Annotated in this window: 24 protein-coding genes and 7 tRNA genes; 10 read left to right on the forward strand and 21 right to left on the reverse strand. The window is 73.6% G+C overall.

All coding sequences use genetic code 11. The features are described from left to right. Positions 1 to 72: 72 nt before the first annotated feature. From ACZ45Z_RS16055 to ACZ45Z_RS16080, 6 genes are all read right to left on the reverse strand, one after another. Positions 73 to 1,290: a YncE family protein gene (locus ACZ45Z_RS16055; protein ID WP_468362286.1), complete on the reverse strand. Its 1,218-nt coding sequence runs from the start codon at positions 1,288 to 1,290 to the stop codon at positions 73 to 75. Beyond that, positions 1,290 to 2,087 carry a polysaccharide deacetylase family protein gene (locus tag ACZ45Z_RS16060; protein WP_468362288.1) on the reverse strand — a complete coding sequence of 266 codons (798 nt, stop codon included), beginning with the start codon at positions 2,085 to 2,087 and terminating at the stop codon, positions 1,290 to 1,292. Before ACZ45Z_RS16060 ends, ACZ45Z_RS16055 begins: the two co-directional genes overlap by 1 nt. 99 nt (positions 2,088 to 2,186) lie before the next feature. Then, the gene (locus tag ACZ45Z_RS16065) at positions 2,187 to 2,744 is read right to left on the reverse strand and encodes an HIT family protein (RefSeq protein WP_468362290.1); all 558 of its coding nucleotides are present in this window, start codon (positions 2,742 to 2,744) and stop codon (positions 2,187 to 2,189) included. A 96-nt stretch (positions 2,745 to 2,840) separates the two neighbouring features. Beyond that, a complete protein-coding gene (thrS, locus tag ACZ45Z_RS16070) occupies positions 2,841 to 4,820 on the reverse strand; it encodes a threonine--tRNA ligase (protein WP_468362292.1) in 1,980 nt (659 codons plus the stop codon). A 102-nt stretch (positions 4,821 to 4,922) separates the two neighbouring features. Continuing rightward, complete coding sequence (locus tag ACZ45Z_RS16075) at positions 4,923 to 6,110, reverse strand: hypothetical protein (RefSeq protein WP_468362294.1); 1,188 nt, start codon at positions 6,108 to 6,110, stop codon at positions 4,923 to 4,925. Further along, positions 6,110 to 6,700, reverse strand: coding sequence for a DUF4365 domain-containing protein (locus ACZ45Z_RS16080; protein ID WP_468362296.1), 591 nt, complete (start codon positions 6,698 to 6,700; stop codon positions 6,110 to 6,112). The genes ACZ45Z_RS16075 and ACZ45Z_RS16080 overlap by 1 nt, the downstream gene beginning before the upstream one ends. Positions 6,701 to 6,886: 186 nt before the next feature. On the opposite strand from ACZ45Z_RS16080, the gene ACZ45Z_RS16085 reads away from it, so the two are divergent. After that, positions 6,887 to 7,612: an exonuclease domain-containing protein gene (locus ACZ45Z_RS16085; protein ID WP_468362298.1), complete on the forward strand. Its 726-nt coding sequence runs from the start codon at positions 6,887 to 6,889 to the stop codon at positions 7,610 to 7,612. A gap of 90 nt (positions 7,613 to 7,702) precedes the next feature. Here the strand turns inward: ACZ45Z_RS16085 and ACZ45Z_RS16090 are convergent. From ACZ45Z_RS16090 to ACZ45Z_RS16105, 4 genes are all read right to left on the reverse strand, one after another. Further along, positions 7,703 to 7,774, reverse strand: a tRNA-Val gene (locus ACZ45Z_RS16090). Positions 7,775 to 7,881: 107 nt separating this feature from the next. Continuing rightward, entirely contained in the window at positions 7,882 to 8,343 is a 462-nt protein-coding gene (locus tag ACZ45Z_RS16095; protein WP_468362300.1) for an SRPBCC family protein, read from the reverse strand. Between the two features lie 86 nt (positions 8,344 to 8,429). Next, positions 8,430 to 8,501, reverse strand: a tRNA-Val gene (locus tag ACZ45Z_RS16100). A gap of 53 nt (positions 8,502 to 8,554) precedes the next feature. After that, a complete protein-coding gene (locus tag ACZ45Z_RS16105; protein WP_468362302.1) occupies positions 8,555 to 8,983 on the reverse strand; it encodes a TIGR02611 family protein in 429 nt (142 codons plus the stop codon). Between the two features lie 190 nt (positions 8,984 to 9,173). Here ACZ45Z_RS16105 and ACZ45Z_RS16110 point away from each other — a divergent pair, with 190 nt between their 5' ends. Beyond that, positions 9,174 to 9,587, forward strand: a complete 414-nt coding sequence (locus tag ACZ45Z_RS16110; RefSeq protein WP_003959770.1) for an SsgA family sporulation/cell division regulator — start codon at positions 9,174 to 9,176, stop codon at positions 9,585 to 9,587. 225 nt (positions 9,588 to 9,812) lie between these two features. Next, positions 9,813 to 10,379 (forward strand): CGNR zinc finger domain-containing protein, encoded by a 567-nt coding sequence (locus ACZ45Z_RS16115; protein WP_468362304.1) that lies wholly within the window; start codon positions 9,813 to 9,815, stop codon positions 10,377 to 10,379. Positions 10,380 to 10,430: 51 nt separating this feature from the next. On the opposite strand, the gene ACZ45Z_RS16120 is transcribed toward ACZ45Z_RS16115, so the two are convergent. Next, the gene (locus ACZ45Z_RS16120; RefSeq protein WP_468362306.1) at positions 10,431 to 10,586 is read right to left on the reverse strand and encodes a hypothetical protein; all 156 of its coding nucleotides are present in this window, start codon (positions 10,584 to 10,586) and stop codon (positions 10,431 to 10,433) included. Between the two features lie 68 nt (positions 10,587 to 10,654). After that, entirely contained in the window at positions 10,655 to 11,092 is a 438-nt protein-coding gene (locus tag ACZ45Z_RS16125) for a hypothetical protein (protein WP_468362308.1), read from the reverse strand. 167 nt (positions 11,093 to 11,259) lie between these two features. On the opposite strand from ACZ45Z_RS16125, the gene ACZ45Z_RS16130 reads away from it, so the two are divergent. Beyond that, positions 11,260 to 11,790, forward strand: coding sequence for a DsbA family protein (locus ACZ45Z_RS16130; protein WP_468362310.1), 531 nt, complete (start codon positions 11,260 to 11,262; stop codon positions 11,788 to 11,790). Positions 11,791 to 11,880: 90 nt separating this feature from the next. Here the strand turns inward: ACZ45Z_RS16130 and ACZ45Z_RS16135 are convergent, their stop codons facing one another. Genes ACZ45Z_RS16135 through ACZ45Z_RS16145 form a run of 3 tightly spaced genes read right to left on the reverse strand, consistent with a single transcriptional unit; the run spans position 11,881 to position 14,638 of the window. Further along, entirely contained in the window at positions 11,881 to 12,711 is an 831-nt protein-coding gene (locus ACZ45Z_RS16135; RefSeq protein ID WP_468362312.1) for a GNAT family N-acetyltransferase, read from the reverse strand. A 35-nt stretch (positions 12,712 to 12,746) separates the two neighbouring features. After that, entirely contained in the window at positions 12,747 to 13,571 is an 825-nt protein-coding gene (locus ACZ45Z_RS16140) for an aminotransferase class IV (protein WP_468362314.1), read from the reverse strand. Then, positions 13,568 to 14,638, reverse strand: a complete 1,071-nt coding sequence (locus ACZ45Z_RS16145) for a chorismate-binding protein (RefSeq protein WP_468362316.1) — start codon at positions 14,636 to 14,638, stop codon at positions 13,568 to 13,570. Before ACZ45Z_RS16145 ends, ACZ45Z_RS16140 begins: the two co-directional genes overlap by 4 nt. 177 nt (positions 14,639 to 14,815) lie before the next feature. Between ACZ45Z_RS16145 and ACZ45Z_RS16150 the strand changes: the two genes are divergently transcribed. From ACZ45Z_RS16150 to ACZ45Z_RS16170, 5 genes are all read left to right on the forward strand, one after another. After that, positions 14,816 to 14,888: transfer RNA gene (locus ACZ45Z_RS16150), tRNA-Gly, on the forward strand. A gap of 35 nt (positions 14,889 to 14,923) precedes the next feature. Next, positions 14,924 to 14,997: transfer RNA gene (locus ACZ45Z_RS16155), tRNA-Cys, on the forward strand. A 1-nt stretch (position 14,998) separates the two neighbouring features. Next, positions 14,999 to 15,070: transfer RNA gene (locus ACZ45Z_RS16160), tRNA-Val, on the forward strand. A gap of 25 nt (positions 15,071 to 15,095) precedes the next feature. After that, positions 15,096 to 15,167 (forward strand) — tRNA-Val (locus ACZ45Z_RS16165). Positions 15,168 to 15,206: 39 nt separating this feature from the next. Further along, a tRNA-Val gene (locus ACZ45Z_RS16170) sits at positions 15,207 to 15,278 on the forward strand. A 46-nt stretch (positions 15,279 to 15,324) separates the two neighbouring features. On the opposite strand, the gene ACZ45Z_RS16175 is transcribed toward ACZ45Z_RS16170, so the two are convergent. The 3 genes from ACZ45Z_RS16175 to ACZ45Z_RS16185 form a co-directional block, all read right to left on the reverse strand. Then, positions 15,325 to 15,603, reverse strand: coding sequence for a TFIIB-type zinc ribbon-containing protein (locus tag ACZ45Z_RS16175; protein ID WP_468362318.1), 279 nt, complete (start codon positions 15,601 to 15,603; stop codon positions 15,325 to 15,327). 74 nt (positions 15,604 to 15,677) lie between these two features. Continuing rightward, entirely contained in the window at positions 15,678 to 16,700 is a 1,023-nt protein-coding gene (locus ACZ45Z_RS16180) for a phosphotransferase family protein (RefSeq protein WP_468362320.1), read from the reverse strand. A 236-nt stretch (positions 16,701 to 16,936) separates the two neighbouring features. Continuing rightward, a complete protein-coding gene (locus ACZ45Z_RS16185; RefSeq protein ID WP_468362322.1) occupies positions 16,937 to 17,146 on the reverse strand; it encodes a hypothetical protein in 210 nt (69 codons plus the stop codon). 668 nt (positions 17,147 to 17,814) lie between these two features. Here ACZ45Z_RS16185 and ACZ45Z_RS16190 point away from each other — a divergent pair. After that, on the forward strand, positions 17,815 to 19,170 hold the full coding sequence (locus ACZ45Z_RS16190; RefSeq protein ID WP_468362324.1) for a serine/threonine-protein kinase: 1,356 nt from the start codon (positions 17,815 to 17,817) through the stop codon (positions 19,168 to 19,170). 52 nt (positions 19,171 to 19,222) lie between these two features. Here the strand turns inward: ACZ45Z_RS16190 and ACZ45Z_RS16195 are convergent, their stop codons facing one another. The 3 genes from ACZ45Z_RS16195 to cobT all read right to left on the reverse strand — a co-directional run bounded on the left by ACZ45Z_RS16195 (position 19,223) and on the right by cobT (position 26,087). After that, positions 19,223 to 20,041, reverse strand: a complete 819-nt coding sequence (locus ACZ45Z_RS16195; protein WP_468362326.1) for a TrmH family RNA methyltransferase — start codon at positions 20,039 to 20,041, stop codon at positions 19,223 to 19,225. A 54-nt stretch (positions 20,042 to 20,095) separates the two neighbouring features. Then, entirely contained in the window at positions 20,096 to 21,334 is a 1,239-nt protein-coding gene (cobA, locus tag ACZ45Z_RS16200; RefSeq protein WP_468362328.1) for a uroporphyrinogen-III C-methyltransferase, read from the reverse strand. Between the two features lie 175 nt (positions 21,335 to 21,509). Continuing rightward, positions 21,510 to 26,087, reverse strand: a complete 4,578-nt coding sequence (gene cobT / locus ACZ45Z_RS16205; protein ID WP_468362330.1) for a nicotinate-nucleotide--dimethylbenzimidazole phosphoribosyltransferase — start codon at positions 26,085 to 26,087, stop codon at positions 21,510 to 21,512. Positions 26,088 to 26,119: the final 32 nt, after the last annotated feature.

Raw genomic sequence — 26,119 nt, forward strand, 5'->3', positions numbered from 1 at the left:
GGCGGCTGTCGCCGTAGGTCCTGTCGTCCTGTCGTCACCCTCCCGTCCGCCCCGTGAGTGTGACGACAGGGCCTAGCGGAAGATCCCGGTGTGCCCGAGCGAGTACCGCCCCGGTTGCGGGTAGACCGCCAGGCCGTGCGGACCCTCGCCGACCGGGATCTTCGCCAGTGTCTTCCCGGTGCGGGTGTCCATGGCGTAGACCTCGGAGTTGTAACGCCCGGACAGCCACAGCACCTTGCCGTCCGCGGAGACCCCGCCCATGTCGGGGCTGCCGCCACCGGGGATGTGCCACTTGTCGACGAGTCGGCCGGAGCGGAAGTCCAGAAGGGAGACGGAGCCCTCGCCGCGGTTGGAGATGTACAGGTGCCGCGAGTCGCGGCTGACGTAGAGGCCGTGGGTGCCCTTGCCGGTCGGCATCAGTTGCGGGCGGGCGAAGGTGTCGCCGTTGAGGACCCACAGGCCGTCGGCCATCATGTCGGCGACGTACCAGGTCCTGCCGTCCGGGGAGATCTTCACGTCCTGCGGCATCGCCCCCTCGAACGGCAGCTTCTGCTTGCCGATGACCTCCATCTTCTCGGTGTCGACCTTGAGCAGCTCGCCGGAGAACTCGCAGGAGACGATGAAGTACCGGCCGTCCGGCGAGAAGTCGGCGTGGTTGACGCCCGCGCAGTCGACCGGCACGGTCTTGCGGATCTCCATGGAGTGCGGGTCGCGGAAGACGAGTTGACGGTCCATCGAGGCCATCACGACCGCGTATCTGCCGTTGGGCGTGAAGTAGAGGTTGTAGGGGTCGTGGACCCGGACCCGCCCGCCCGCCTTGCCGGTGGCCGGGTCGATCGGGGTGAGGTCGTGCCCCCGGTTGTTGTTGACCCACAGCGTCTTCAGATCCCACGACGGCACGACGTGCTGCGGCTGCACGCCCACCGGAATCGTCTCGATGACCTTGTACGTCTTCGGATCGATGACGCTGACCGTGTCGGAGCCGGTGTTGGGCACGTAGATGCGCGGGGGAAAGTCCTTGACCTGCGGCGCGAGTTTGCCGGGCCGGTCCGCCGCGTAGAGGTCGTTCGCCTCCAGCGGCGGCGGCATGCCGGGCAGTCCGGGCTTCACGGCCTTGGCGGGCGAGGGCTTGGCGGGCAGCGGGCTGCGCTCGGCGGCCTGCTCCCGGCCGCCGCCACCGCAGGCCGCGGCCACCAGCGCGCAGGCCACGGCGAGCAGCGCGGCCCGGCGCCCGGCGCGGACCGCCGGGAAGCGGGTCTTTCTCTCGTGGGCGGGGGTCCGCTCAGCCATCAGGTCACCAGCTCCGTTGTCGTCACCGCGCGCAGGCCGCGCCGGCGGAGGCCGTCGAGGATCGGGGGCAGTGCGGCCACCGTGCCGGCGTGCCCGAGGTGGAGGCTCACGACCGAGCCGGCGGTGACGCCGTCCAGGACCGTGCGCCGGACGGCCGGGGCACCGGGGTCGGTGGCGTCGAGGGAGTCCAGGTCGTAGGACAGGACGTGCGGATAGCCGGCCTGCCGGGCCAGCCGGGTCACCAGCCCGGTGGCCCGCCGGGTCCGCGAGGGGCGGAACCAACTGCCGATGCTGCCGGTGAGCCGGCGCAGCCGGTCGGCGCAGGCGGTGATCTCCGCGGCGGCCTCGTCGGCCGGCAGCGCGCAGATGTCGCGGTGGTGCATGGTGTGGTTGCCGAGCTCGTGGCCGCCGTCGAGGATCCGGCGGGCCATGGCGGGGTGCGCGTCGAGCCAGTCGCCGACGGCGAGCACGGTGATCTTGGCGTCGGCCCGTTCCGCCTCGCCCAGCAGGGCGGTCGCGAGCCTGGGGTCGCCCTGGCCGTGGAAGGTCAGCGCGACGGCGCGGCCGTCGCGGGGACCGTGGTCGATCTGTACGGGCAGGCCGGGTGCCCGGGTGGGTGGCCGGGCGGCGTGCGCCCGGCCGGCGGAGGGAGAGCCGGGCGCACTGGGGTGCGGGGGGTCGGTGACGCGTACGGCGGAGGAGTCCGTGGCGGCCCGGCCGCAGCCCGACGCGAGGGCACCGGCGGCCGCGGCCGAGGCGGCCGCGCGCAGCACGGAGCGACGATCTAGGGAAGTCACCCGACTATTAGTAAGGCAACTATTCAGAAAATAGGCGAACCGTCCACTTCGCCCGGTTTCGTGTCGCTCTACCCGCTCCGTCCGGACCGGGAGCCCGCACTACACCGGCCAGGCGTCCGCGAGCATCGCCCGGGTGTCGGCCAGCAGTTGCGGCAGCACCTTGGTGTGCCCGACCACCGGCATGAAATTGGTGTCGCCGCCCCAGCGCGGTACGACGTGCTGGTGCAGATGCGCGGCGATCCCGGCGCCGGCGACCGTGCCCTGGTTCATCCCGATGTTGAAACCGTGCGCCCCGGACGCGGTCCGCAGCGCGATCATCGCCCGCTTCGTCAGCTCGGCCAGCTCCGCCGTCTCCGGCCTGTCCAGCCCGGTGTAGTCGGCGACGTGCCGGAAGGGGACGACCATGAGGTGGCCGCCGTTGTACGGATAAAGGTTCAGTACCGCGTAGACATGCTCACCGCGCGCGATCACCAGACCGTCCTCGTCGGACTTCCCGGGAATCGAGCAGAACGGGCAGCCGTCGTCGGCCCCCGGGCCGCTCGGCTTGTTCTCCCCCTGGATGTAAGCCATCCGGTGGGGCGTCCACAGGCGCTGGAAGGCGTCCTGCGTCCCGACTCCGATCTGGTGCTCCGGCTCGCTTGTCATACGGGCCAGCATATGGCTTCGCCCGTCAGCGGCGTGTCGTAGGGGCGGGACCGGCTGTGCCCCGCGGAGCTGCTCGCTCCACGGGGCACGGCCGGACTTTCCCACGGGTCACACCTGGACGCGGCGCTCCACCACATCCACGATCTCGGCAATCGCTTCGTCCAGCGGAATGCCGTTCTTCTGCGAGCCGTCGCGGTAGCGGAAGCTGACCGCGCCGTTGGCGACGTCCTCGTCACCGGCGATGACCATGAACGGCACCTTGCTCTTCTGCGCGTTCCTGATCTTCTTCTGCATCCGGTCGGACGAGGCGTCGACCTCCACCCGCAGGCCCTTCGCCTTCGCCTTGGCGGCGAACTCGGCGAGATGCGGCACATGCGCGTCGCCGATCGGGATGCCGATCGCCTGGACCGGCGCGAGCCACGCCGGGAACGCGCCCGCGTAGTGCTCCAGCAGGACCGCGAAGAACCGCTCGATGGAACCGAACAGCGCGCGGTGGATCATGACCGGCTGCTGCTTGGAACCGTCCGCTGCGGTGTACTCCAGGCCGAACCGCTTCGGCTGCTGGAAGTCGACCTGGATCGTCGACATCTGCCAGGACCGGCCGATCGCGTCCTTGGCCTGCACGGAGATCTTCGGGCCGTAGTACGCGGCGCCGCCCGGGTCCGGGACCAGCGGGAGGCCCTGCTTCTCGGCCGCCTGGCGCAGCGCGTCGGTGGCCTCCTCCCACTCGGCGTCCTCACCGATGAACTTCGGGGAGTCGTCGCGGGTGGACAGCTCCAGCTCGAAGTCGTGCAGGCCGTAGTCGCGCAGCAGGTCCAGGACGAAGGTGAGCAGGGAGTCCAGCTCGCCCGCCATCTGCTCCTTGGTGCAGTAGATGTGCGAGTCGTCCTGTGTGAAGCCGCGGGCGCGGGTCAGGCCGTGGACGACACCCGACTTCTCGTAGCGGTAGACCGTGCCGAACTCGAACATCCGCAGGGGCAGTTCGCGGTAGGAGCGGCCGCGTGCCTTGAAGACGAGGTTGTGCATGGGGCAGTTCATCGCCTTCAGGCGGTAGTTCTGCCCGTCGAACTCCAGCGGCGGGAACATCGCGTCCCCGTAGTTCGGCAGGTGCCCCGAGGTGACGAAGAGCTCTTCCTTCGAGATGTGCGGGGTGTTGACGAACACGTAGTCCGCGTCCTCGTGGCGCTTGCGCGAGTAGGTCTCCATCTCCCGGCGGACGATGCCGCCCTTGGGGTGGAAGACCGCGAGACCGGAACCCAGCTCCTCCGGGATGGAGAAGAGGTCGAGCTCCGAGCCCAGCTTGCGGTGGTCGCGCTTCTCGGCCTCGGCCAGGAACTCGACGTACGCCTTCAGCTCGTCCTTGGTCGGCCAGGCGGTGCCGTAGATCCGCTGGAGCTGCTTGTTCTTCTCGCTGCCCCGCCAGTACGCCGCGGCCGAGCGCATGAGCTTGAAGGCCGGGATGTTCCGGGTGGTGGGCAGGTGCGGACCCCGGCAGAGGTCCTTCCAGCACAGCTCGCCGGTCTTGGCGTCGAGGTTGTCGTAGATGGTCAGCTCGCCGGCGCCGACCTCGGCGGACGCGCCCTCGGCGGCCTCGGCGGCCGAGCCCTTGAGGCCGATGAGCTCCAGCTTGTACGGCTCGTCGGCGAGCTCCTCGCGGGCGTCCTCGTCGGTGGTGACCCGGCGCGCGAACTTCTGCCCGCGCTTTTGGATCTCCTGCATCTTCTTCTCGATGCGCTTGAGGTCGTCCGGGTGGAACGGGGTCTCGACATCGAAGTCGTAGTAGAAGCCGTCCTTGATCGGCGGGCCGATGCCGAGCTTGGCCTCCGGGAACAGCTCCTGCACGGCCTGCGCCATGACGTGGGCGGTGGAGTGGCGCAGGATGTTCAGGCCGTCCTCGGAGGTGATGTCGACGGGCTCGACCACCTCGCCGTCGGCGACCTCGTACGCCAGGTCCTTCAGCTCCCCGGCCACCCGCGCGGCGACGACGCTCCGCTCGCCCTGGAAGAGGTCGGCGGCCGTAGTCCCCGTGGTCACCACGCGTTCTTCCCGCTCGGAATCGCGTTGGACGGTCACACGGACGTCTGACACCGGTCTCTCCAAACTCATGTCTCTTCACGCCGGCGATTGCCGCGCAGGCGAATCGTACCGAGCCACCGGTACTCACCGCGAAACGGTTTGCCCGCGGCCGGCTCAGTCACCGGCCAGCGGGCCGCCGCACGCCTCCCCGAAGAAGTCGAGATTCTCCTGGAGCGCCTTCATCAGCGCCTCCCGGCCGGCCTCGTCGACCGCTACGGGCGCCACGTCGCAGGCCCCGGTGACGCGGCGGAAGCCGCCCCGGCTCTCCAGCCGCCCGGTGAGCCGCACCGGCAGCCCCACCAGGTGCGCGTGCGCCGCGATCCGGTAGTCCTCCTCCCCCAGCGCGACCCGCACCTGCGTCACATCGGCCCCGTGCACCACCCGCAGGCGTACCGTCCCCGGCCCGCCCGGCCGCTCCCGGCGCAGCCGTACGACCGCGCCGGTCAGCCGCACCGGCAGCGACGGCTCGTCGCGTACGTAGCGGCGGGCGGCGTGCTGCAACGCGGGCAGGTCGCCGGGCGAGAACTCCACCGGCTCGGGGCGGGCCGCGCAGTTGGCCGGGGTGCCGGCCGCCGGCGACCACGCCACCGTGATCCGCGCGCCCTCCGCGTCCCGCACCAGCGCGATCAGCGCCTGCGCCAGCTCGTGGCAGGCGCCCAGTCCGACGGCGGCGTCGAAGGCGTCCATCCCGCCGGTGGCCCGCTGGTAGTCGGTCGCGTCGCGCAGCGCGTGCAGCGCCCGCTGGAGTCCGGCGACGGCGCCCCGCCCGGCCCGTACGGGCACGAACGCGGTCAGCCGGCGGCCGGCCGGCGCCGGGCCGAGCAGCACCTCGCCCATGAACGCCTCGGCCCGCCGCTTGTGCCGGGCACCGTAGTAGCCGGCCCGCGCGCAGGTGCCCAGCACCCCGGCGGTCAGCATCGCCCGGGCGGCACCGCGCAGCCGCTCCTGCGCGACCCACGAGGCGGCCCCCGACCCGTCTTCGGGGCCCTCGCGCTCCCAGCACACCTCGTCGCTGGGCACCGCGAGGCCCACCAGCACCTCGCGGGCGGACGGCACGGCGCTCCGGGCGAGCGCCGCCAGCGCCTCGGTCAGCAGCTCGCCGGAGTCGGGGAAGCGGCGGTCGTGGGGCACCAGGAGGCTGGTGCCGTCCGCCCCGCCGGGCGGCGTCCACCGGGCGTAGTGGCCGCCGGCGCCGCCCCTGCGCCGCCAGCCGTGCCGGGCCAGCAGGGCGCCCAGCACCGCGGGGTCGAGGCGCTCGGGATCCAGGAGCGTCGCGTCGTATTCGTCGGTCGGCCGGTACATCAGGGTCTCCCTCCCGCCCCGACCCGCGTCATGATCTCGCAGAGCGCGCGGTCGTCGAAGATCCGCGTGGTCGGGATCCGCACAGTGGTCCTGCGCCGGCCGGTCACCTTGTGGCCGGCCAGGTTGGTCCAGTAGCAGCAGTGCCGCAGCTCCAGCCGGTCGTGGCCGGCGCGCAGCCAGTCCTCCGGATCACGCGGCACGAGCATCACCACCAGGATCTTGTGGACCGCCACGGGCGTACGGGCCAGCTTCACCAGGTGCGCGTTGTCGAGCGTGAAGGCGAACGTCGGCCCCGGCGGGCGCGGGGCGGTCTGGTAGGTGCATTTGAGCTGCACCTTGATGGTGACCTCGTCGTCGACGGTGTGGCCGGGCGCGCCATGGCTGACGTGCCAGTCGATTCCGTTGTCCGGGAAGGGCTGCGACAGAGAGCATCCGGAGGCGGCGGCGATCGCGTGGAGATAGCCCACCTGGAGAGTCTCCATGCAGGCCGTGGTGGCGAGTCCGCCCCGCCGCGGGGCGATCCGCTGGGGCAGGGGGTGCCTCCCGTTCGCGGGGGACAGCCCTCCCGGTTCGGGCTGCGCGAGCGTCATCGCTCAAGTGCCTTCCGGGCTGTGACGATCGGTGCGTCTGGACGACGGGAGACAGCCCGTCCCCTTTGTTGTCTCCGCGTCAAGTGCTCCGCAAACAAGGACGGTTCGACAGCGGCGCGGCTCGGGTATCACCAGCTCGGGTGGCACACCATGTCATCCACCGTGCGACCGCGAGGAGTTGGGATGATGCCGTGCTGGTATGAGGGTCCGCTCGCTTCCTTCGACACCGAGACGACGGGGATCGACGTCGAACGGGACCGGATCGTCTCCGCGGCCCTCGTGGTCCAGGAGACGCCCCGTTCCGCGCCGCGCGTCACCCGCTGGCTGATCAACCCCGGGGTGGACATACCCGAGGCGGCGACCGCGGTGCACGGCCTGACCGGTGACCATCTCGCCCTGCACGGCCGCTGGCCGGCGCCCGCGCTGGAGGAGATCGCCCGGGCGCTGGCCGCCCAGTCGGTGACCGGCCGCCCGCTGGTCGTGATGAACGCCCCCTTCGATCTGACGCTCCTGGACCGCGAGTTGAAGCGGCACCGCGCCACCTCCCTCGACGCCTACCTGGGCGCCCATCCGCTCTGCGTGCTCGACCCGCGGGTCCTGGACAAGCACCTCGACCGCTACCGCAAGGGCCGTCGTACGCTCACCGACCTGTGCGCGCAGTACGAGGTCGAACTGACCGACGCCCATGAGGCGGCCGCCGACGCGCTGGCCGCGCTGCGTGTGGTCCGCGCCCTGGGGCACCGCTTCGCCGCCCGGCTCGAAGGGCTGCATCCCAGCGAGCTGCACACCCGGCAGGCCCTCTGGCACGCCGCCCAGGCCCGGGGCCTTCAGGCGTGGTTCGACCACAGCGGGAATCCCGAGGCGGTGGATCCTCATTGGCCGCTGCGGCCCGAACTCCCCGCCGCGGCGTGAAACCCCATCAGTAATTCCGGAATTCGGCGCGCGCTCACCCTCAACGAAAAGGACCGGGCCGCCAATTGGCGGCCCGGTCCTTGATCCCGGTGGGCGATACTGGGTTCGAACCAGTGACCTCTTCGGTGTGAACGAAGCGCTCTCCCACTGAGCTAATCGCCCGGGATGTCGGCGGGGTTTCCCTCGCGAACGACCTGAACAATACAGGTCGCCACGGCCTTCCATCAAATTCCGGTCCCGTACCGCGGCCACCCGCCCCCGCGGCTCGTTCAGCCCCGGGCCAGCCAGGCCGCCAGCCCCCGCCGGCCGGCCCGCATCATCAGCGCGTGATTGAGGACGAACAGGGGCCGCGCCAGGGCGGCGGCCCTGCGCAGCAGCGGCTTGCAGACCTCGACCTCCTGCTCGTAGACGGCGCGGGTCCCGCCGGCGCCCGGGGCTATGGTCCAGCGCGCCCAGCCGGCCATGTCCCCGCGCAGCGCGATCCCCAGCACTCCGGCGCCCGGGTCCCGGACGTCCTCGCTCGCCACGATCTTCAGGTCGTACGGCAGGACCGAACGGACCCGGGCGGTGCCGCTGCGGTCGTCGATGGGGGTCACCTCGCGCACCTGCGGCCACCACCGGGGATACGCCTCGATGCGTTCGAGGACGGCGTAGACGACTCCGGGCGGCGCGTCCAGCAGCCATACGCTGCGGAAACGGTAGCGATGCAGACGGCGTGACCAGTCGGGCATGGTCCCAGTGTGCGCCCCGGCGCGAGAGGCGGCCCCAACAACCGCGACGGCCCGGAGACTTCGAGTCTCCGGGCCGTCGGCCGGGGTGGGCGATACTGGGTTCGAACCAGTGACCTCTTCGGTGTGAACGAAGCGCTCTCCCACTGAGCTAATCGCCCGGCGCACCGCCAACATTACCCCACGCCGGCGAGCGCTCCAGACCATTTCCGGCTCACTCGCCGACGTTCCACGGCAGCACGAAGCCGACCTTCCACACGTACACCGCGAGCAGCGCCGCGACGATCACCAAACCGACGGTCGTCAGAATGATGTTGCGGCGCCGCACCTTCGGGTCGAGCGCTTTGCGGGCCGCCTCGGTCACTTTGCGCTTGGTCCAGCGCAGCACCAACTGCGCCCAGACGAATTCCGTCGCCCACAGCGCCATACCGCCGAAGATCACCAGCCAGCCGGGGCCCGGCAGGGGCAGCAGGATCACGCCGCCGGCCACGATCGCGAGGCCGACGACGAACACTCCGACCTGCCAGCTCAGGTGCAGCGGCCGGGAGCGTTTGATGAAGTGCGGCGCTCTCGATCCGAGCGGATGCCGGTGTTCCGGGTGGCTTTCCCCGACGGCGTCCGGCCCGTCACTCTCCGTATTCATAAGGCTCAACTTACCGGACGGGATCACTCCGGCGGAATTACCGCCGAGGACGATCACGCAATCCGCCGTAAGAGGTACCTGAAGCCACCCAAAACCGTCAGAGGGGTTTACAACGGCACCGTAGGTGGCATGTCGATTTCGCCGACGTGCGAATCCCCGAGCGCACACTGAGCGAAAGGCCCTGGCGCTTATGAACACCACGGTCAGCTGCGAGCTGCACCTGCGCCTCGTTGTGTCGAGCGAGTCCTCACTGCCTGTACCCGCGGGCCTGCGGTATGACACGGCCGATCCCTATGCCGTGCATGCCACCTTCCACACCGGAGCCGAGGAGACCGTCGAGTGGGTTTTCGCCCGCGACCTCCTCGCCGAGGGCCTGCACCGGCCCACCGGCACCGGAGACGTCCGCGTCTGGCCGTCCCGGAGCCACGGACAGGGCGTGGTCTGCATCGCCCTGAGCTCCCCGGAAGGCGAAGCCCTCCTGGAGGCTCCCGCGCGGGCTCTCGAATCGTTCCTCAAAAGGACCGATGCCGCCGTGCCGCCCGGCACGGAACACCGGCATTTCGATCTCGACACCGAGCTTTCCCACATCCTCGCGGAGAGCTGAGACGCACCACAGCCACCCACGCACCCACCCGCTCATCACTTGCGACCGTCCGACTCGGGGAGACGGCGCAGGCCGACAAGTTCCTACGGCACACTTCGGCGCCGTCGCCGCGGACCCACCGCGGAGACGGCGCCGAGGCTTGTTCCAGACGCTAGAGTCGGCGACCATTCGGCAACGAACCGGGGGCGGCACCCGTCCGCCCCCACCCGGCCAGGGAGCGGAACCGTGATGATCACCCATGACACCCGGTGCGCGCTCGACGCCGTCGTCGACCTGCTCAACACCGCCCCGGAGGGCGACGCGCCCGGAGCGCCGGACAGCCTGACCGACCTCGCGGGGCTCGAGGAATTCGTCAAGCGCAACGACGTCAGCGATGTGGGCGCGCTCACCGAGAGCGATCTGGCGGCCGTACGGCAGGTACGGGCGCGTCTCGCGCAGGTCTTCGCCGCCGACGACGACCGCACCGCCGCCGAGCTGTTGAATTTCCTGGTCGCCTCGGCGGGCACCACACCGCGGCTGACCGACCACGACGACTACGACTGGCACATCCACTACTTCGCGCCGGGCGCCTCGGTCGCCGAGCACCTGGCCGCCGACGGCGGGATGGCGCTGGCCTTCCTCGTCGTGGCCGGGGAGCGCGAGCGGCTGCGGCACTGCGAGGCGCCGGACTGCCGGCACGCCTTCGTCGACCTCTCCCGCAATCGTTCCCGGCGCTACTGCGACAGCCGGACCTGCGGCAACCGGCTGCATGTCGCGGCGTACCGGGCGCGGCGGCGGGAGGCGGCGGGCTGAGCGGCCCGTGCCGCGCCGCCGCCCCGGGAGGCGACGGCCGCACCGGATGCCTCACAGGACGTAGAGGTCGTGAAGGGCGCCGAGGAGGAGCAGAAAGCCGATGATGCCGAGGAAGAGCATCAGCGGCGGCTGGGACAGCGCGAAAAGGCAGCCGCGCGGTTCGGTGGCCGGGGCATCGTCCCGGGCGAGGGCGCACTCATCGTTCATCTCGCGCGCATCATGGCGCAGATGATCGTCGGGCGGCGCCCAATATCCCCCTCAGCAGCGGGAGTTCATCAGATCCCGTGCTTTTTCAGGATCGCTTCGATGTCCGAGAAGTCATCCTTGGGTGCACCGCCCTTGCCCCGGCCCCCGGCCTTGGCGGACGGCTGGGCGGCGGTACGGCCGGCGCCGAGGGCGGCCGCCGAGGCGGTCGGCGCCACCGCGGCCTCGCGCTCCTTGCGACTGCCTATCGCGCCCCTGCGGCGCTCCACAAGCCTGCTGATCATGAACAGCGAGGCCGACACCGCCAGCACGCCGAAGCCGGCCCAGACCGTCGGCTTGAAGACGAGACCGGTGACCCAGTCGATGACACCGGTCATCACCAGACCGATGGGGATGAGGGAGAAAGCGGCGACGCGGGTCGCGGCCAGAAACCGCTTGCGGTACGCCGTCAGCGCGGCGATGCCCAGGCCCGCCGCCGACACCGCGGCACAGACGGTCGAGGTCAGCATCCGGTCCTCCTGCGGTGGATGAGCGAGCGGGCAGTCCGCTCCCTGTCCATCCTGCCCTCTGAGGCGCTCGTCGTGCCATGTTCCGGTCGACCTCAGGGACATCTCCGGGTCCCCCTACGCCCCAGGTCGCAGTGCGGGCCGCCGCCGGCTGCTGGAAGACTGGGCCCATGAACGACGCCACCACCGCCGGCCCCGCCCGTCCCGATCGCCCCGTCCTCGACGTGTGGTGCGAATTGCAGTGCCCGGACTGCCACGCCGCCCTCACGGACCTGCGGGCGCTGCGCGAGCGCTACGGCGACCGGCTGGAGATCCGGCTGCGCCACTTCCCCCTGGAGAAGCACAAGCACGCCTACGCCGCCGCCCAGGCCGCCGAGGAGGCCACCGAGCAGGGCCAGGGCTGGCCGTACGCCGAGGCGGTGCTGGCGCGTACCGGGGAACTCGCCGCCGGGGGCGAGAAGCTGCTGCTGGAGGTGGCCGGGGAGCTGGGGCTGGACGCCGAGGAGATGGACACCGCGCTGATCGACGGGCGGCATCTGCTGATCGTCGACGCGGACCAGGCCGAGGGCAAGGCGATCGGCGTCACCGGCACGCCCACGTACGTGATCGGCGGTGAGCGGCTGGACGGCGGCAAGAGCCAGGAGGGCCTGCGCGCCCGGATCGAGGAGATCGCCGACCGGCTGCTGGCCGCACGGGACTGACGAAGACGTCGCGAGGGCGCGAGAGGGCACGGGGGCCGCTCCGGCGCCCTCAGGCCCTCCCCACCGCCCGCTCCCCGGCCGGCCCACGCCTCACAGCAGCGGCTTCCACAACTGGTACGCGGCGGTCCGGTAGCCCAGCGTGTCGTAGAGTCCGCGCGCCGGCGCGTTGTCGGCGTAGACGTGGAGCGCCAGGAGCGTGTGCCCGGCGGCCAGGCTCTCGCGCTCGGCGACGAGCATCAGGGTGCGGCCGTGGCCCCGGCCGCGCCGCTCGGGCGCCACCCGCACATCGACGACGTAGCCGCCGGGCTCCCCCGGCATCCGCAGCGCCACCCAGACGGTGCCGACCTCCACGCCGTCGTGGACCAGTACCCGCAGCGCCTGGCCGGGGGTGCCCGCGCCGTCGGGCAGGAGGGCCCGGTGCCCGGCCGCGGTGCTCTCCTCGGCCCGCTCGGGGGTCATGCCCTGGGCGAGCTGGACGCGGAGGCGCTCCGCGAGGGCGGCGTCGCGCCAGGCGGGGTACTCGGCGTCGCTCAGCGGCCGGTCCACGCTGCCCTCGGGGAGCGCGGGCGGCTCGGTGAGGGGCTTGGTCATGCGGCGGCCGCGCTCGGTGTAGCCCAGGGCCGCGGCGAGCCGTACGGCGGCCGCCGCGTCCGCCGGGACGGTCAGCTCGATCTGCCGGCAGCCCCAGCCGCGCAGCACTTCCTCGGCGGCCAGCGCGGCGACCGTGGCGCGGCCGCGGTGCCGGTCGGGCGGGTCGATGTCCAGGGCCTCGACACGGCCGGCGGCCGGGCCGAAGCAGGCGTCGGTGGCGAGCCGGATCCCGCCGACCCGGCGGCTGTTGACGCAGACGTCGAAGGGCCGGGCCCGGCCGCCCTCCGCGCGAGGTTCTTCCGGTCCGGCGGGCCGCAGCGTTGTGGTCACGAGGACTTTCTACTCGCTCGCGGGCGGGCCCGTCATCACCGCGGATCGAACTCGGCGGCCGCCCGCTCGTCGAAGATCCGCATGGCTTCGGCGGTCACCGGCCCCGGCACGTCGGCCAGTTGGCGCCCGTCGATCCGCGTGACGGCCTGCACATCGCGCAGGGTGGAGGTCAGGAAGATCTCCTCGGCGCGCTCCAGGACGTCCAGCGGGAGGTCGGTCTCCTTGGCGCCCACCCAGGCGACGGTCAGGGCGCGGGTGATGCCCGCCAGGCAGCCGGAGGCCAGCGGCGGGGTGTGCAGTTCGCCGTCGAGGACGACGAAGACGTTGGAGCCGGTGCCCTCGCAGAGCGCGCCGACCGTGTTGGCGAACAGGGCCTCGGAGGCGCCCTGTTCGCGGGCGCGGGCGAGCGCGACGACGTTCTCGCCGTAGGAGGTGGTCTTCAGCCCGGTGAGCGCGCCGCGTTCGTTACGGGTCCAGGGGACGGTGACGGCGGCGGTGGCGTCGGGGCGGCGGTGGGTGTCGGAGAGCGCGATGACCAGCGTCGTCCCGCTCTCGCCGCGGTCCGAGCCGAGCGGCGAGACGCCGCCGGTATAGGTGATCCGCAGCCGTCCGAGGGGCATCGGGTTGGCTTCCAGGACCGCCGCGCAGCCGCGCCGCACCTCGTCGAGGTCGGGGTCGGGCAGGCCCAGGCCCCGGGCGGAGGTGGTCAGACGCTCCAGGTGCCGGGTGAGGGCGAAGGCGCGCCCGTGGTCGGCCTTGAGGGTCTCGAAGACGCCGTCGCCGACCGTCAGGCCGTGGTCGAAGACCGAGACACCGGCGCCTTCGGCCTCCCGCAGTTCCCCGTCGAGCCAGATCTTCATCGCCGTTCTCCTCCACTCGCCTGGTGCGTGCCCGACGCTACCGCGAGCAGTCTGCGCGCCTTCAATTCGGTCTCGGCCCATTCCCGCTCGGGATCGGAATCCCAGATGATCCCCGCCCCGGCGCCGAACCGGAGCACCGGCCCGCCCGGTGCGGCGCGGTCGATCCAGAACGTACGGATGCCGACGTTCAGCTCGCCGGTGCGACGGTCTGCGTCCACCCAGCCGATGCCGCCGCAGTACGGGCCGCGGGGAGCGGTCTCCAGCTCGTCGATGATCCGCAGGGCGCTGGACTTGGGGGCGCCGGTCACGGAGCCGGGCGGGAAGGTCGCGTCGAGCAGGTCCGCCCAGGCGGTCTTCTCGTGGGCCTCGGCCAGTTCGCCGCGCACGGTGGAGACGAGGTGGACCAGGCCCGGGTGGGGTTCGACGGCGCACAGTGCGGGGACGGTCACCGAACCGGTGGCGCAGACCCGGCCGAGGTCGTTGCGGACCAGGTCCACGATCATGACGTTCTCCGCCCGGTCCTTGTCCGAGAGGTCCGCCGCGGTGCGGCCGGTGCCCTTGATCGGCCCGGATTCGACGGTGCGGCCGTCGCGCCGCAGATACAGCTCGGGGGAGGCACCGGCGACCTCCACGCCGTGGGTCGGCAGCCGTACGGTGCACGCGTAGGGGGCGGGGTTGCCCAGGGCCAGCACCGCGGACAGCGCGTCCACGTCGGCGCGGCCGGGGTCGGGCAGCGGCGCGGTCAGCACCCGGCAGAGGTTGACCTGGTAGACCTCGCCGGACGCGATGTACTCCCGGACCCGCCGTACGCCGGCGGTGTAGGCGTCGCGGTCCAGGGAGCTGCGCCAGTCGCCGGGCGTGGGGCCGCGCCAGTCGCCGGGGGCGGGATCGTCCGCCGCGGTGGCCTGGCGGACGTCGCCGAAGCGCGCGCAGACCACACCCCCCTCGAAGTCGGCGGTCACCGCCCACCAGCCGGTGGAGTCCAGGGCCGCGGGATCGCTGGTGACATCGCGCAGGTCGGTGGCTATGAGACCGCCGAAGCGGGCCATGGGAGGGAAGTCGTGCACGTCAGTGAGTCTATGGCGGGGGCGCGAGCGCCGCCCGGGGCGATCGAGCAGCGCAGCACGCTGCACAAACGCGTTTTTGTACTGGCCCCGGAATCCGCTAGAGTTCAACACGTCGCCGGGACGCGGAAGCGCCCCGGGGGCCGAGTAGCTCCCGGACGTAGTCTGGGAGAGACACCTGCGGACGTAGCTCAGTTGGTAGAGCACCACCTTGCCAAGGTGGATGTCGCGAGTTCGAGTCTCGTCGTCCGCTCGATGTGGGGGATCTTCCCGAACCCCTTCACTCCTGGTGGAGTGGCCGAGAGGCGAGGCAACGGCCTGCAAAGCCGTCTACACGGGTTCAAATCCCGTCTCCACCTCCAAGGACGATTAGCTCAGCGGGAGAGCGCTTCCCTGACACGGAAGAGGTCACTGGTTCAATCCCAGTATCGTCCACTGGTCCGGCTTTTTACGGGCCCCCGCGCGATTAGCTCAGCGGGAGAGCGCTTCCCTGACACGGAAGAGGTCACTGGTTCAATCCCAGTATCGCGCACGCAGCAGCCGCGGAGATCATCGAGATCCGTGGTCCCGAGGACGATTAGCTCAGCGGGAGAGCGCTTCCCTGACACGGAAGAGGTCACTGGTTCAATCCCAGTATCGTCCACACGTCACCTGAGGGCCGGAGCATTCGCTCCGGCCCTCGGTCGTTGTCAGGACGAGAAGAGCATCCGGCCGAAGCCGCGGTGACCGTGGTGGCCGTGATGCCCGTGGTGGCCCTGGTGCGGGGCGCCCCAGGCGGGGGCGGCCGGGTATGCCTGCGGGGCCGCCGGCGGGGGCGGGGCCTGCTGGGCCCACTGCGCCTCCAGGCGGGTCAGCGACTCCAGCTCGCCGTAGTCCAGGAAGATCCCCCGGCAGCCGGCGCACTGCTCGATCTGGACGCCATTGCGGTTGTACGTGTGCATCGGTGCGTGGCACTTGGGGCACTGCATCGTCGGCTCAACTCCTGTGTTCCGTCGCTCGCTCGCGGCCGCGTCGCCGGAACGGTCCGCCGGCGACGAGGTGTTCACCCTACGACGGGTCCGGGCGGCGCGGACCGCCGCGGTAGGGGAGCCATCCGGGCGCAGGCGTCGACGACCAGCGCCTCGATCTCGTCCAGCGGGCGGGCGGCTTCGGCGGCCTTGGCGACGGCGAGCGCGGCGGTCTGCACGGTCAGCGCGCGGGCGGGAACCTCCAGGTCGGGCCAGGGATCGCCGTCGGCGGGCACGGCCCGGCCGCCGGTCGCGCGGTAGGCGGCCAGGAAGCGGGCCCAGACGTCCGGCGCGAGCAGGCCGGTGGCGAACCAGGCGGCGGGGCGGGCCAGGTCCCAGGCCGGGTCGCCCAGGCCCAGGTCGTCGACGTCTATCAGCAGCCAGGGGCCGTCGCCGGCCGGGTGCCGTACGAGCTGGCCGAGGTGGAGGTCGCCGTGGCACAGGTGGGCGGTGCGCGGCGGCGGGGCGGCGTCGCGGGCCCAGGGCGGCAGGAGGGCCCAGGCCGCCTCGACGGTCCGGGCCGCGGCGGCCAGGTCGGCCGCGGGCCCGCGCCGCGGCGGTCCTGCCGCCTCCGGAGCGGGTCCCAGGGCGGTGTGCAGACGGGTCAGGGCGCGGGCGGCCTTGGCGGGGCCGCGCATCGGCGGGAGGGGGCCGGGCAGTTGGGCGGGGTCGACGGCGTGCAGGCGGGCCAGCAGGCGGGCGGTGTCCTCCCACGGGGCGGCGTCGGGGTCGTCGGGCGGGACGGGGCTGCCGTACGGCCAGCGGGTCAGCGGGCGGCCGTCGTCGGCCGGGGCGAGGAAGCCGTCGGGGGCGGTGACCGGGAGCGGGGGCAGCAGGATGCCGTGCAGCAGGGGGTGGGCGGCGACGCGGAGCCGGGCGGCGAGGGCACGCGGATCGCTGTCGGGCGCGTGGGTCTTGGCGACCGTGCGGCCGCTGCGGACGACCCTGCCGTCGGGGCGGTCGGCGAGCACCTCGGGGCCGGCCGGCGGCTCGGGGGCGGCGTCCCGGGCGGGCGCCGCCGTGCGCGCGGCGGGCCGGCCGGGAGGTGGTGTGGTCATCGTTCCCCCGAGTCCTGCGGGCCGTGCGGTGGCGGCCGCCACGGGAAGCGGGCGGCCCGGCCCTGGGATCGTACGCGCCCCGGTGGGCCCGGCCACCCGGGGCACCGGGCACGCGCGACGGCCGGACATCTCCCCAGATGCCCGGCCGTTCGTGCCGCCCGCCGCACCCCCGTCCCCACGGGGCTATCGGTCGGAAGTCCCCGTCCCGGGCCGCTCTCCCGGGACCGGGGCGCCGGTCAGCGCCCCAGCATTCCGACCACGGACGACGCCTGTGTCAGCACGGCTTCCCAGCCGCCGAAGACCACGGCCAGGAGGACCGCCAGCGGCAGCGCCATGGCCACCGCGACGAGCGGATGGCGGGTGCCGGAGGACTGCTGGCCGCCGAGCGCCGCGGCGACCCGGCGACCCTGCGCCCGCAGGGCCGCTCGTCCTGGGCTGTCCGCCATCGCCGCAACTCCTGTCGTGGTGGGGAGCGGCGGGCGTTTGACCTCGGGGGACGAGTGCTACGCCCGCCGCTTGAGGACAAGATTAGGCAGGCGGCGGCCTTCTGGGCGTCATGCCGTCGTATCGCTTGCCGGGCCTCCGGGAGGATGACGGCGGATGCCTGGCGTACTCCCCTGGGTGGAGAGATCGGCCCGGGAGTTGGGGACTTCCCCGAGGGGACGGGTAGGCGTGAGCGGCGGACCGGGCGGGGCGGCGGGGGTTTCGGCGGCCGGGGAGCGGGCCGCGCGCACCCCCGTTCACGTGGTGTTTCCCGGCGGCCGACCCTCAGGGGTGAGTTCCCTCACCTCCTGCGCGTCCGCGTCCGCCGCCGTCCGGACCCCGCCGCCGGCTCCGCCCCGGGCGCCGTCCGCCGCCGGCCCTCGCGCGCGGCCACCCGTCCGCTGGAGCGTCAACCCCCTTTGCCCGTAAGAAGCTTGAGGTTCGCCGCCGGAACCGGGGGTGGTGCGGCGGTCGGTTGCCCGCGCGCTCGGATGTTCCCACCCGCCACGGACAATCCGCTTGCCGACGCATGCGCGGCCTCTCAGCACAGCGAGCCGGCAATCCGTAAGCTGTGGCACGTCAGACGGTTGGCAGCGGAGTGGGGCCTCCCCACCGCAGGTAGGGGACGGACATGGCGATGATGCGGCTCCGACGCGAGGACCCGCGTGTCGTCGGGACGTTCCGGCTGCACCGCCGGCTCGGCGCGGGCGGCATGGGCGTGGTGTATCTGGGCTCGGACAAGCGCGGCCAGCGGGTGGCGCTGAAGGTGATCCGGCCCGATCTGGCGGAGGATCAGGAATTCCGCTCGCGGTTCGCGCGCGAGGTCTCGGCGGCCCGGCGGATCCGCGGCGGCTGTACGGCCCGGCTGGTCGCGGCCGATCTGGACGCCGACCGCCCGTGGTTCGCCACCCAGTACGTCCCCGGTCCCTCGCTGCACGACAAGGTCAACGAGGAGGGGCCGCTGTCCCCGGCGCAGGTCGCCTCGATCGGTGCCGCGCTGTCCGAGGGGCTGCTCGCGGTGCACGACGCGGGCGTGGTGCACCGGGATCTGAAGCCGTCCAACATCCTGCTGTCCCCCAAGGGGCCGCGGATCATCGATTTCGGCATCGCCTGGGCCACCGGCGCCAGCACGCTGACCCATGTCGGCACGGCCGTCGGCTCGCCGGGGTTCCTCGCGCCGGAGCAGGTGCGCGGGGCGGCCGTGACACCGGCGACGGACATCTTCGCGCTGGGCGCCACGCTCGCCTACGCCTGCACCGCCGACTCCCCCTTCGGGCAGGGCAGTTCGGAGGTCATGCTCTACCGCGTGGTCCACGAGGAGGCGCACCTGGCCGGGGTGCCCGACGCGCTGGCGCCGCTGCTCGCCGCGTGCCTGGCCAAGGACCCGGCGGACCGCCCCAGCACCTTGTCGCTGTCGCTGCGGCTGAAGGAGATCGCGGCCCGGGAGGCGCACGGTCTCTCCGGCGGTCCCGTGGACGGCGAGGCGGGTGCGGTGGGTTGGGGCCGGGCGGAGCGGCGCCCTTCGGACCGGCCGACCGGGCAGCGGGCCGAGGAGTACGCGCGTCAGCGCACCGAGCGGCGAACGACCGGCACTCCCCCGCCGCGCCACCAGACGGGCCGGCCCGTGCCGCCTCGGGAGGCGTCCTTCCGTAAGGGCGGGCCGGCCTCGGCGGCGGGTTCGCGCCCGAGGCCGGCCGGCCGGGCTCCGGGACGGGTGCCGGCCGCGCGGCGCACCGGCTCGCGGGCGCCGGTGCGGACGACGTCGGGCGGGCGTCGCCCCGGTCCTGACCGCCGGCTGCTGCGGCAGCGGATCATCGTGTTCGTGACGGTGACGGTGCTGGTGGCGCTCGGTATCGCGGCGGCGCAGGGCTGCCAGGGGCCGGCGCACGGGCTGGGCGAGCGGCGGCCGGTACCGGTTTCCGGGCAGGCGGAACAGCGGACGGGGACGCAGTCACCGGCGCGGAGCGTGGCCGGGGACTCCTTCTGAGCGGCGCCCTTGTGAGCGGCGTCCGGGGCAGCGGCGTCCGGGCCCGGGGTGGTCAGACCCCCGGGCGGCCGGTCGCGACGGCGTAGAAGGCGACCGCGGCGGCCGCTCCCACGTTGAGGGAGTCCACGCCGTGCGCCATCGGGATGCGCACCCACTCGTCGGCGGCCCGCAGGGCTCCGGTGGTCAGGCCGTCGCCCTCCGCACCGAGCATCAGCGCGGCGCGCTCCAGGGTGTGCGGGGCCGCCTCGTCGATGGCGGTGGCCTGCTCGGCCGGGGTCAGCGCCAGCAGCTTGAATCCCGCCTCCCGTACGGTCGCCAGGTCCCGGGGCCAGCTCTCCAGGCGGGCGTAGGGCACGGAGAAGACCGCGCCCATGGAGACCTTCACCGAGCGGCGGTAGAGCGGATCGGCGCAGTCCGGGGAGAGCAGTACGGCGTCCATGCCCAGGGCGGCGGCGCTGCGGAAGATCGCGCCGATGTTGGTGTGGTCGTTGACGGCTTCCATGACGACGATGCGGCGGGCGGCGGCGAGCAGTTCGGTGGCGTCGGGCAGCGGCTTGCGCTGCATGGACGCCAGGGCGCCGCGGTGCACGTGGTAGCCGGTCACCCGCTCGGCGAGGGCGGGGCTGACGGCGTAGACGGGCGCCGGGACCTCCTCGATGACGTCGCGCATCACGTCGACCCACTTGGCCGACAGGAGCATGGAGCGCATCTGGTAGCCGGCGTGCCGGGCGCGCCGGATGACCTTTTCGCCCTCGGCGATGAAGAGGCCCTCGGCGGGCTCGCGCCGGCGGCGCAGCTCGACATCGGTGAGGCCGGTGTAGTCGCTCAGGCGCGGGTCGTCCGGGTCATCGACGGTGATGATTTCTGCCACGGGGTGATAGTGCCTTGTCGGTGTCGAGGTGCCAATGCCGCGTACGGAATCGGGTTACTTGTCGGTACGGCCGGTGGTGATGCCGACGACGTCGCCGATGACGATGACCGCCGGGGGCCGTACGCCTTCGGCCCGCACGGTGTCGCCGAGGGTCTCCAGGGTGGCGTCGACGCGGCGCTGGGCGGCGGTGGTGCCTTCCTGGATGACGGCGGCGGGCGTGCCGGCGGGGCGGCCGTGCTCGATGAGCTTGGCGGCGATGGCGGCGCTGTTCTCCACGCCCATCAGGACGACGAGGGTGCCGCGCAGCTTGGCGAGGGAGGGCCAGTCGACCAGCGACCGCTCGTCCTCGGGGGCGACGTGGCCGCTCACGACGGTGAACTCGTGGGCGACACCGCGGTGGGTGACGGGGATGCCGGCGGCGCCGGGGACGGAGATGGTGCTGGAGATGCCCGGCACGACGGTGCAGGGGATGCCCGCCTCGGCGAGCGCCTGGGCCTCTTCCATGCCGCGGCCGAAGACGAACGGATCGCCGCCCTTGAGCCGGACCACGGCCTTGCCGGCCTTGGCGTGCTCGATCAGGGCGTTGTTGATGGCCTCCTGGGCCATGAACCGGCCGTAGGGGATCTTGGCCGCGTCGATGATCTCGACGTGCGGCGGGAGCTCGGCGAGCAGGTCGCGGGGGCCGAGCCGGTCGGCGATGACCACGTCCGCCTCGGCGAGGAGGCGGCGGCCGCGCACCGTGATCAGGTCGGGGTCGCCGGGGCCGCCGCCGACCAGCGCGACGCCGGGGGTGTGCGGGCGGCGGTGGTGCGGGGCGGCGATGCTGCCGTCCCGCAGGCCCTCGACGATCGCGTCGCGGACGGCGGCCGAACGGCGCGGGTCGCGGCCGGTGAGCACCGCGACGGTGACGCCCTCGCTGTGGCCGGTCGCGGGGGTCCAGGCGGTGGCGGCCTCGGCGTCGTCGGAGCGTACGCACCACACGCGCCGGTCCTCGGCCTCCTGGGAGGCGGCGGCGTTGGCCTCGGGGTCGTCGGTGGAGATCAGCGCGTACCAGGCGCCGTCGAGGTCACCGGCCTGGTAGCGGCGGCGCTCCCAGCGGATCTCGCCGGTGTCGGCCATCGCCTCGACGGAGGGGGTGGCCGACGGGGAGATCAACAGGACGTCGGCGCCGGCGGCGATGAGCGAGGGGAGCCGGCGCTGGGCGACCTGGCCGGCGCCGAGGACGACCACGCGGCGGCCGGACAGCCGCAGTCCGACGGGGTAGGCGGCGTGTTCGGCGACGTGCTCAGCCATGGTGGTACGGCTCCTTGTGCGGGTGGTGCGAGTTCGGCGACGAGCTCAACCGCTGCGGCACTGGAGCGGCTGGTGGGGTGGTGCGGGTCCGTACGGCCCTGATGCGCCAGGCTACGGCCCCGGCCCACAGCCTATGGGGCTGCGGGCCGGGGGGCATGCCTGGGCGGGTGGCCGGTCAGCTCTTCTCCGTCACTCCGGCGGAGTCGAAGGTGGCGACCTCGTGCATGGCGCGGGCGGCGCTCTGCACGATGGGGAGGGCGAGGAGGGCGCCGGTGCCCTCTCCGAGACGCAGATCGAGGTCGACCAGCGGGCGCAGGCCGAGCTTGGTCAGCGCCGCGACATGGCCGGGCTCCGCGCTGCGGTGGCCGGCGATGCAGGCGGCCAGTGCCTCGGGGGCGATGGCACGTGCCACCAGAGCCGCGGCGCCCGCGCTGACGCCGTCCAGGATGACCGGCGTACGCAGCGAGGCTCCGCCGAGGATCAGGCCGACCAGGGCGGCGTGCTCCAGGCCGCCGACCGCGGCGAGGACGCCGACGGGGTCGGCCGGGTCGGGCTGGTGGAGTTCCAGGGCCCGGCGGACGACGTCGACCTTGCGGGCGTGCGTCTCGTCGTTGATGCCGGTGCCGCGGCCGGTGACCTCGACCGGGTCGACGCCGGTGTAGACGGCGATCAGCGCGGCCGAGGTGGTGGTGTTGGCGATGCCCATTTCGCCGGTCAGCAGCGCTTTGTTGCCGGCCGCGACGAGGTCGCGGGCGGTCTCGATGCCGACCTCGATGGCCTTCAGCACGTCTTCGTGGCTCATCGCCGGGCCGGTGGTGAAGTCGGCGGTGCCGGGACGGACCTTGCGGGGCAGCAGGCCGGGGGTGGCGGGCAGGTCGCCGGCCACGCCGACGTCGACGACGCAGACCTCGGCGCCGACCTGGTTGGCGAAGGCGTTGCAGACCGCGCCGCCGCCGAGGAAGTTCGCGACCATCTGGCCGGTGACCTCCTGGGGCCACGGGGTCACGCCCTGGGCGTGCACGCCGTGGTCGCCGGCGAAGATCGCCACGGCGGCGGGCTCCGGGATCGGCGGCGGGCACTTGCGCGACAGCCCCGAAAGCTGGGCGGAGATGATCTCCAGCATGCCCAGCGCCCCGGCGGGCTTGGTCATCCGCTTCTGGCGCTCCCACGCCTCGCCGAGCGCCTTGGCGTCCAGCGGGCGGATGCCCCGCAGCGTCTCCTGGAGGAGGTCGTGCGGGTCCTCGCCGGGCAGCGCGCGGCGGCCGTACGTCTCCTCGTGGACGACCCAGGACAGCGGGCGGCGCTTGGCCCAGCCGGCCTGCATCAGCTCGGGCTCGTCGGGGAACTCGTCGACGTAGCCGACGCAGAGGTAGGCGACGACTTCGAGGTGGTCGGGCAGGCCCAGCTCGCGGACCATCTCCCGCTCGTCGAAGAAGCTGACCCAGCCGACGCCCAGGCCCTCGGCGCGGGCGGCGAGCCAGAGGTTCTCGACGGCGAGCGCGGAGGAGTACGGGGCCATCTGCGGCTGCGTGTGGCGGCCGAGGGTGTGGCGGCCGCCACGGGTGGAGTCGGCGGTGACGACGATGTTCACCGGCGTTTCGAGGATCGCCTCGATCTTCAGCTCGCGGAACTGCTTGGCGCGGGCCTTGGGCAGCGACTTGGCGTACGCCTCGCGCTGCGCCATCGCGAGCTGGTGCATCTTCTCGCGGGTCTCGGCCGAGCGGATGACGACGAAGTCCCAGGGCTGGGAGTGGCCCACGCTGGGGGCGGTGTGCGCCGCCTCCAGGACGCGCAGCAGCACGTCGTTGGGGATCGGGTCGCCGCGGAAGCCGTTGCGGATGTCGCGGCGCTCGCGCATCACGCGGTGCACGGCGGCGCGCTCGGAGTCGTCGTACGCGGCGGCCGGGGCCGGGATCGGGACACGGCTGGAATCCGTGACGTCGTTCACGAGCGGGCCGTCCTGGTGCTGGGGCTGGGTGGGGAGCAGGGCCTGGACGGCGGCGCCGGGGGCGCCGTCCGCGTCGGCGGGGGCGGCGGGGCCGGACGCCGCGCCACCGGACTCGTCGGAGACCACCGTGGGCTGCTGTCCGGCGTCCTCCGGCCGGGCGTCGCCGGCCGGGCCGTCGGTGCCGCTCTGGGCTTCTTCGGAGCCCTGGATGTCCTCGGAGTCCTGGGTGTCCTCGCCGAGCTGGACCAGCGCGGCGGCGTCCTGTTGGGCGGGGGCCGCGTCGGGGGCGGGGTCGGAGGCGGCGTCGGTGGGCTGTTCGGCGGCCGGGGGGGCGTCCGCCGGGGCCTCGGCGGCGGGCTGCTCGCCCGCGGCCGGTTCGGCGTCCGCGGCCGGGGGCGCGTCGGGGACGGCCGGGGTCGGCTGCTCGCCGGCCAACTGGGCGGGGATGTGTACGGCCATCGGCTGCGGCTCGGTGGGGGGCTCGGTGGGCTCGGCCGAGCCGGTGGGCTCCGCGTCGGGCGTGGGGGCGGTCGGCTCGGGGGCGGATGCGGCGGGAGCGGGGGCCTCGGGGGCGGGAGCGCCGGTCGGGGCGTCAGCGGCCGGTTCCGTGGTCTCGGAGGCTTCGGTCTGGGCGTCGGCGGCCGGTTCCGTGGTCTCGGGAGCCTCGGTCGGGGCGTCGGTCTCCGCGGCCGGGGCGTCCTGGTCGGGCACCGCTGACCCCGGTGCGGCGGCGGGCTCCGTGCTCTGCGGCGCGGCGGGGGCTTCCCCGGCCGGGATCGGCTGCCCTGCGGCGTCCACGGCGCCGGGCTGCGGGGCACCCGCGTCCGGCCCGTGGGCCTCGGGCCGCTGTATGACGGGCTGCGCGGCGGGCGCGGCCACGGGCATCGAGACGGGCCCCTGGGGCGCGACGGGCATCGGCGCGGCCTCGGCCGCACCGTCAACGGGCGGCGCACCGGCCTCGGGAGCGGTCGGCGTGTCGTCGGATACGGCCGGGAGCTGCTGCGCTTCGGCGGGCATGGCCGGCTCGGCGGCCGGATCGGCGGGAGCGCCCGGCTCAGCGGCCGGCTCGGCCGGGACGCCGGCCTCGGCGGCCGGGGCGGCTTCGGCGGGGACGGGCCCGGACGGGTCGGCGACGGCCGCCTCATCGGCGGCAACCGACTCCTGCGGGGCCTCGACGCCCGCGTCCGCGTCGGCCTGCGCTTCAGGGGCGACGGCTTCCGGCGTTTCGGAGACGGCCTCCGGGACGGCGACCGGCTGTTCCGGGTCCGCCGGGGCGGCCTGGTCGACCGGCTCCGCCGCGGGCTGCGCCGGGGCGGTCGCGGCCGCTTCCGGGCCCGCGTCCGCAGCCTCGGGGCTCTGCTCGGCGGCCGACTCCGCGACCTCGGCGGGAGCCTCGGCACCCTCGGAGTCCGTGGCGGCAGCGTCCGTCTCGGGCGCCGTGGCCGGGTCGGACGGAGCGTCAGAAGTCATCGCGTCAGAGGCCGGGGCCTCCGCCGCGTCCGGCAGCGCGGTGGACACGTCCTGGGCCTGCGCCGCCACCTCGGCCGGTGCCTGCGGGGCCGCGGCGGCGGCGCTCTCGCCGGGAACCGCGTCCGCGACGGCCGCCTCGGCCGGCGTCTCGGCGCCCACGGCGCCCTGGTCCGGCAACGGCATCGGCTGTGCCGGCTGCGGCTGCTCCTGCTCGGCGGCCGGTTGTTCCTGCTCGATGGTCGGCGTGACGGGCTCGGCCGCCTCGGCCGTGGGCAGGGCGGCTTCCCCGGTGGGCGATTCCGCCCCCAGGTCCGTCGCTTCGGCGGCCGACGCCTGCGCCGCGTCGTCACTCCTCGGCGTCGCCTGCGAGGGGATCTCGCCGAGCTGCGGACCGGGCAGCGGGCCCTGGCCGGGCGCGCCGTAGGCCCGCTCGGCGTACGACTGGCCGCCGTACGGCTGCTCGCCGTAGGGCAGCGTGGGAGAGGGCTGCTCGCCGGGTGCCACCTCGGCGGGCGCGCTCTCCGCTACGGACGCCTCGGCGACCGGCGGCTCGGCGACGGGCTGTTCGGCGTACGGCTGCTGACCGGCGGCCACCTGCGCCGCCGGCTGCTCGGCGCCCAGCGGCGCGGCTCCGGCCGGCTGCTGCGGTACGGCCGCCGGGGCCTCGGCCGGGACATCGAGGTATTCGGGGCCGGCGGTCGGCGGTCCGGCATGCCGGCCGGGGCTCTGCTGCGGGGCGCCGGCGGGGCCGCGGTCGGCGAGCGAGCGGACGACGCCGCCGGTGTTCTCGGGGACGGGCGGGCCCATGTGCAGGGGCCGGCGGGCGGGCGCGGCCTGCGCGGCGGCCGTGGCGCGGTCCTGCCGGCGCGGGGTCGCGGGCTGCGGGATGCGGACGGCACTGAGGTCGACGGAACCGGAATCCCGGCCGCCGCTCTCGTGGTCGCCCACCTGGGCGGGCATCGGCTCGAAGCCGGTGGCCGGCTGGTCGGTGGGGTCATAGGGCGCGCCCTGCCCCGGTACGGCGTACTGCGGCTGCTGCTGCGGGGCGGTGCGGGCCATGCCCTGGTGGGTCTCCTGGGGCTGCGGGAGCGGTTGTTGCGTCTGCTGCTCGCTCCAGGCGCCCTGGGCACCCGGCATCAGCAGCAGGTCGTCGTCCTCGGGAACGCCGTCGGCCGGGTCGAGGTAGGGGTAGGTGTCCGGCGTAGGGAGCACGCCGGGCTGCTGGGTCGGTCCGGCGTCGGCAGGGGAGGGGACGGCCGCCGGCTGCGGCTGCCCGGGATGTCCGCCCGCGTTCTCCGGCTGTCCCTCGCCCGGGACCTGGCCGGTGTCGGTCATGCGTACCCCTCGCCCATTGGTAGTGCTCCTTC

The organism is Streptomyces sp. NPDC031210, from assembly GCF_055570395.1.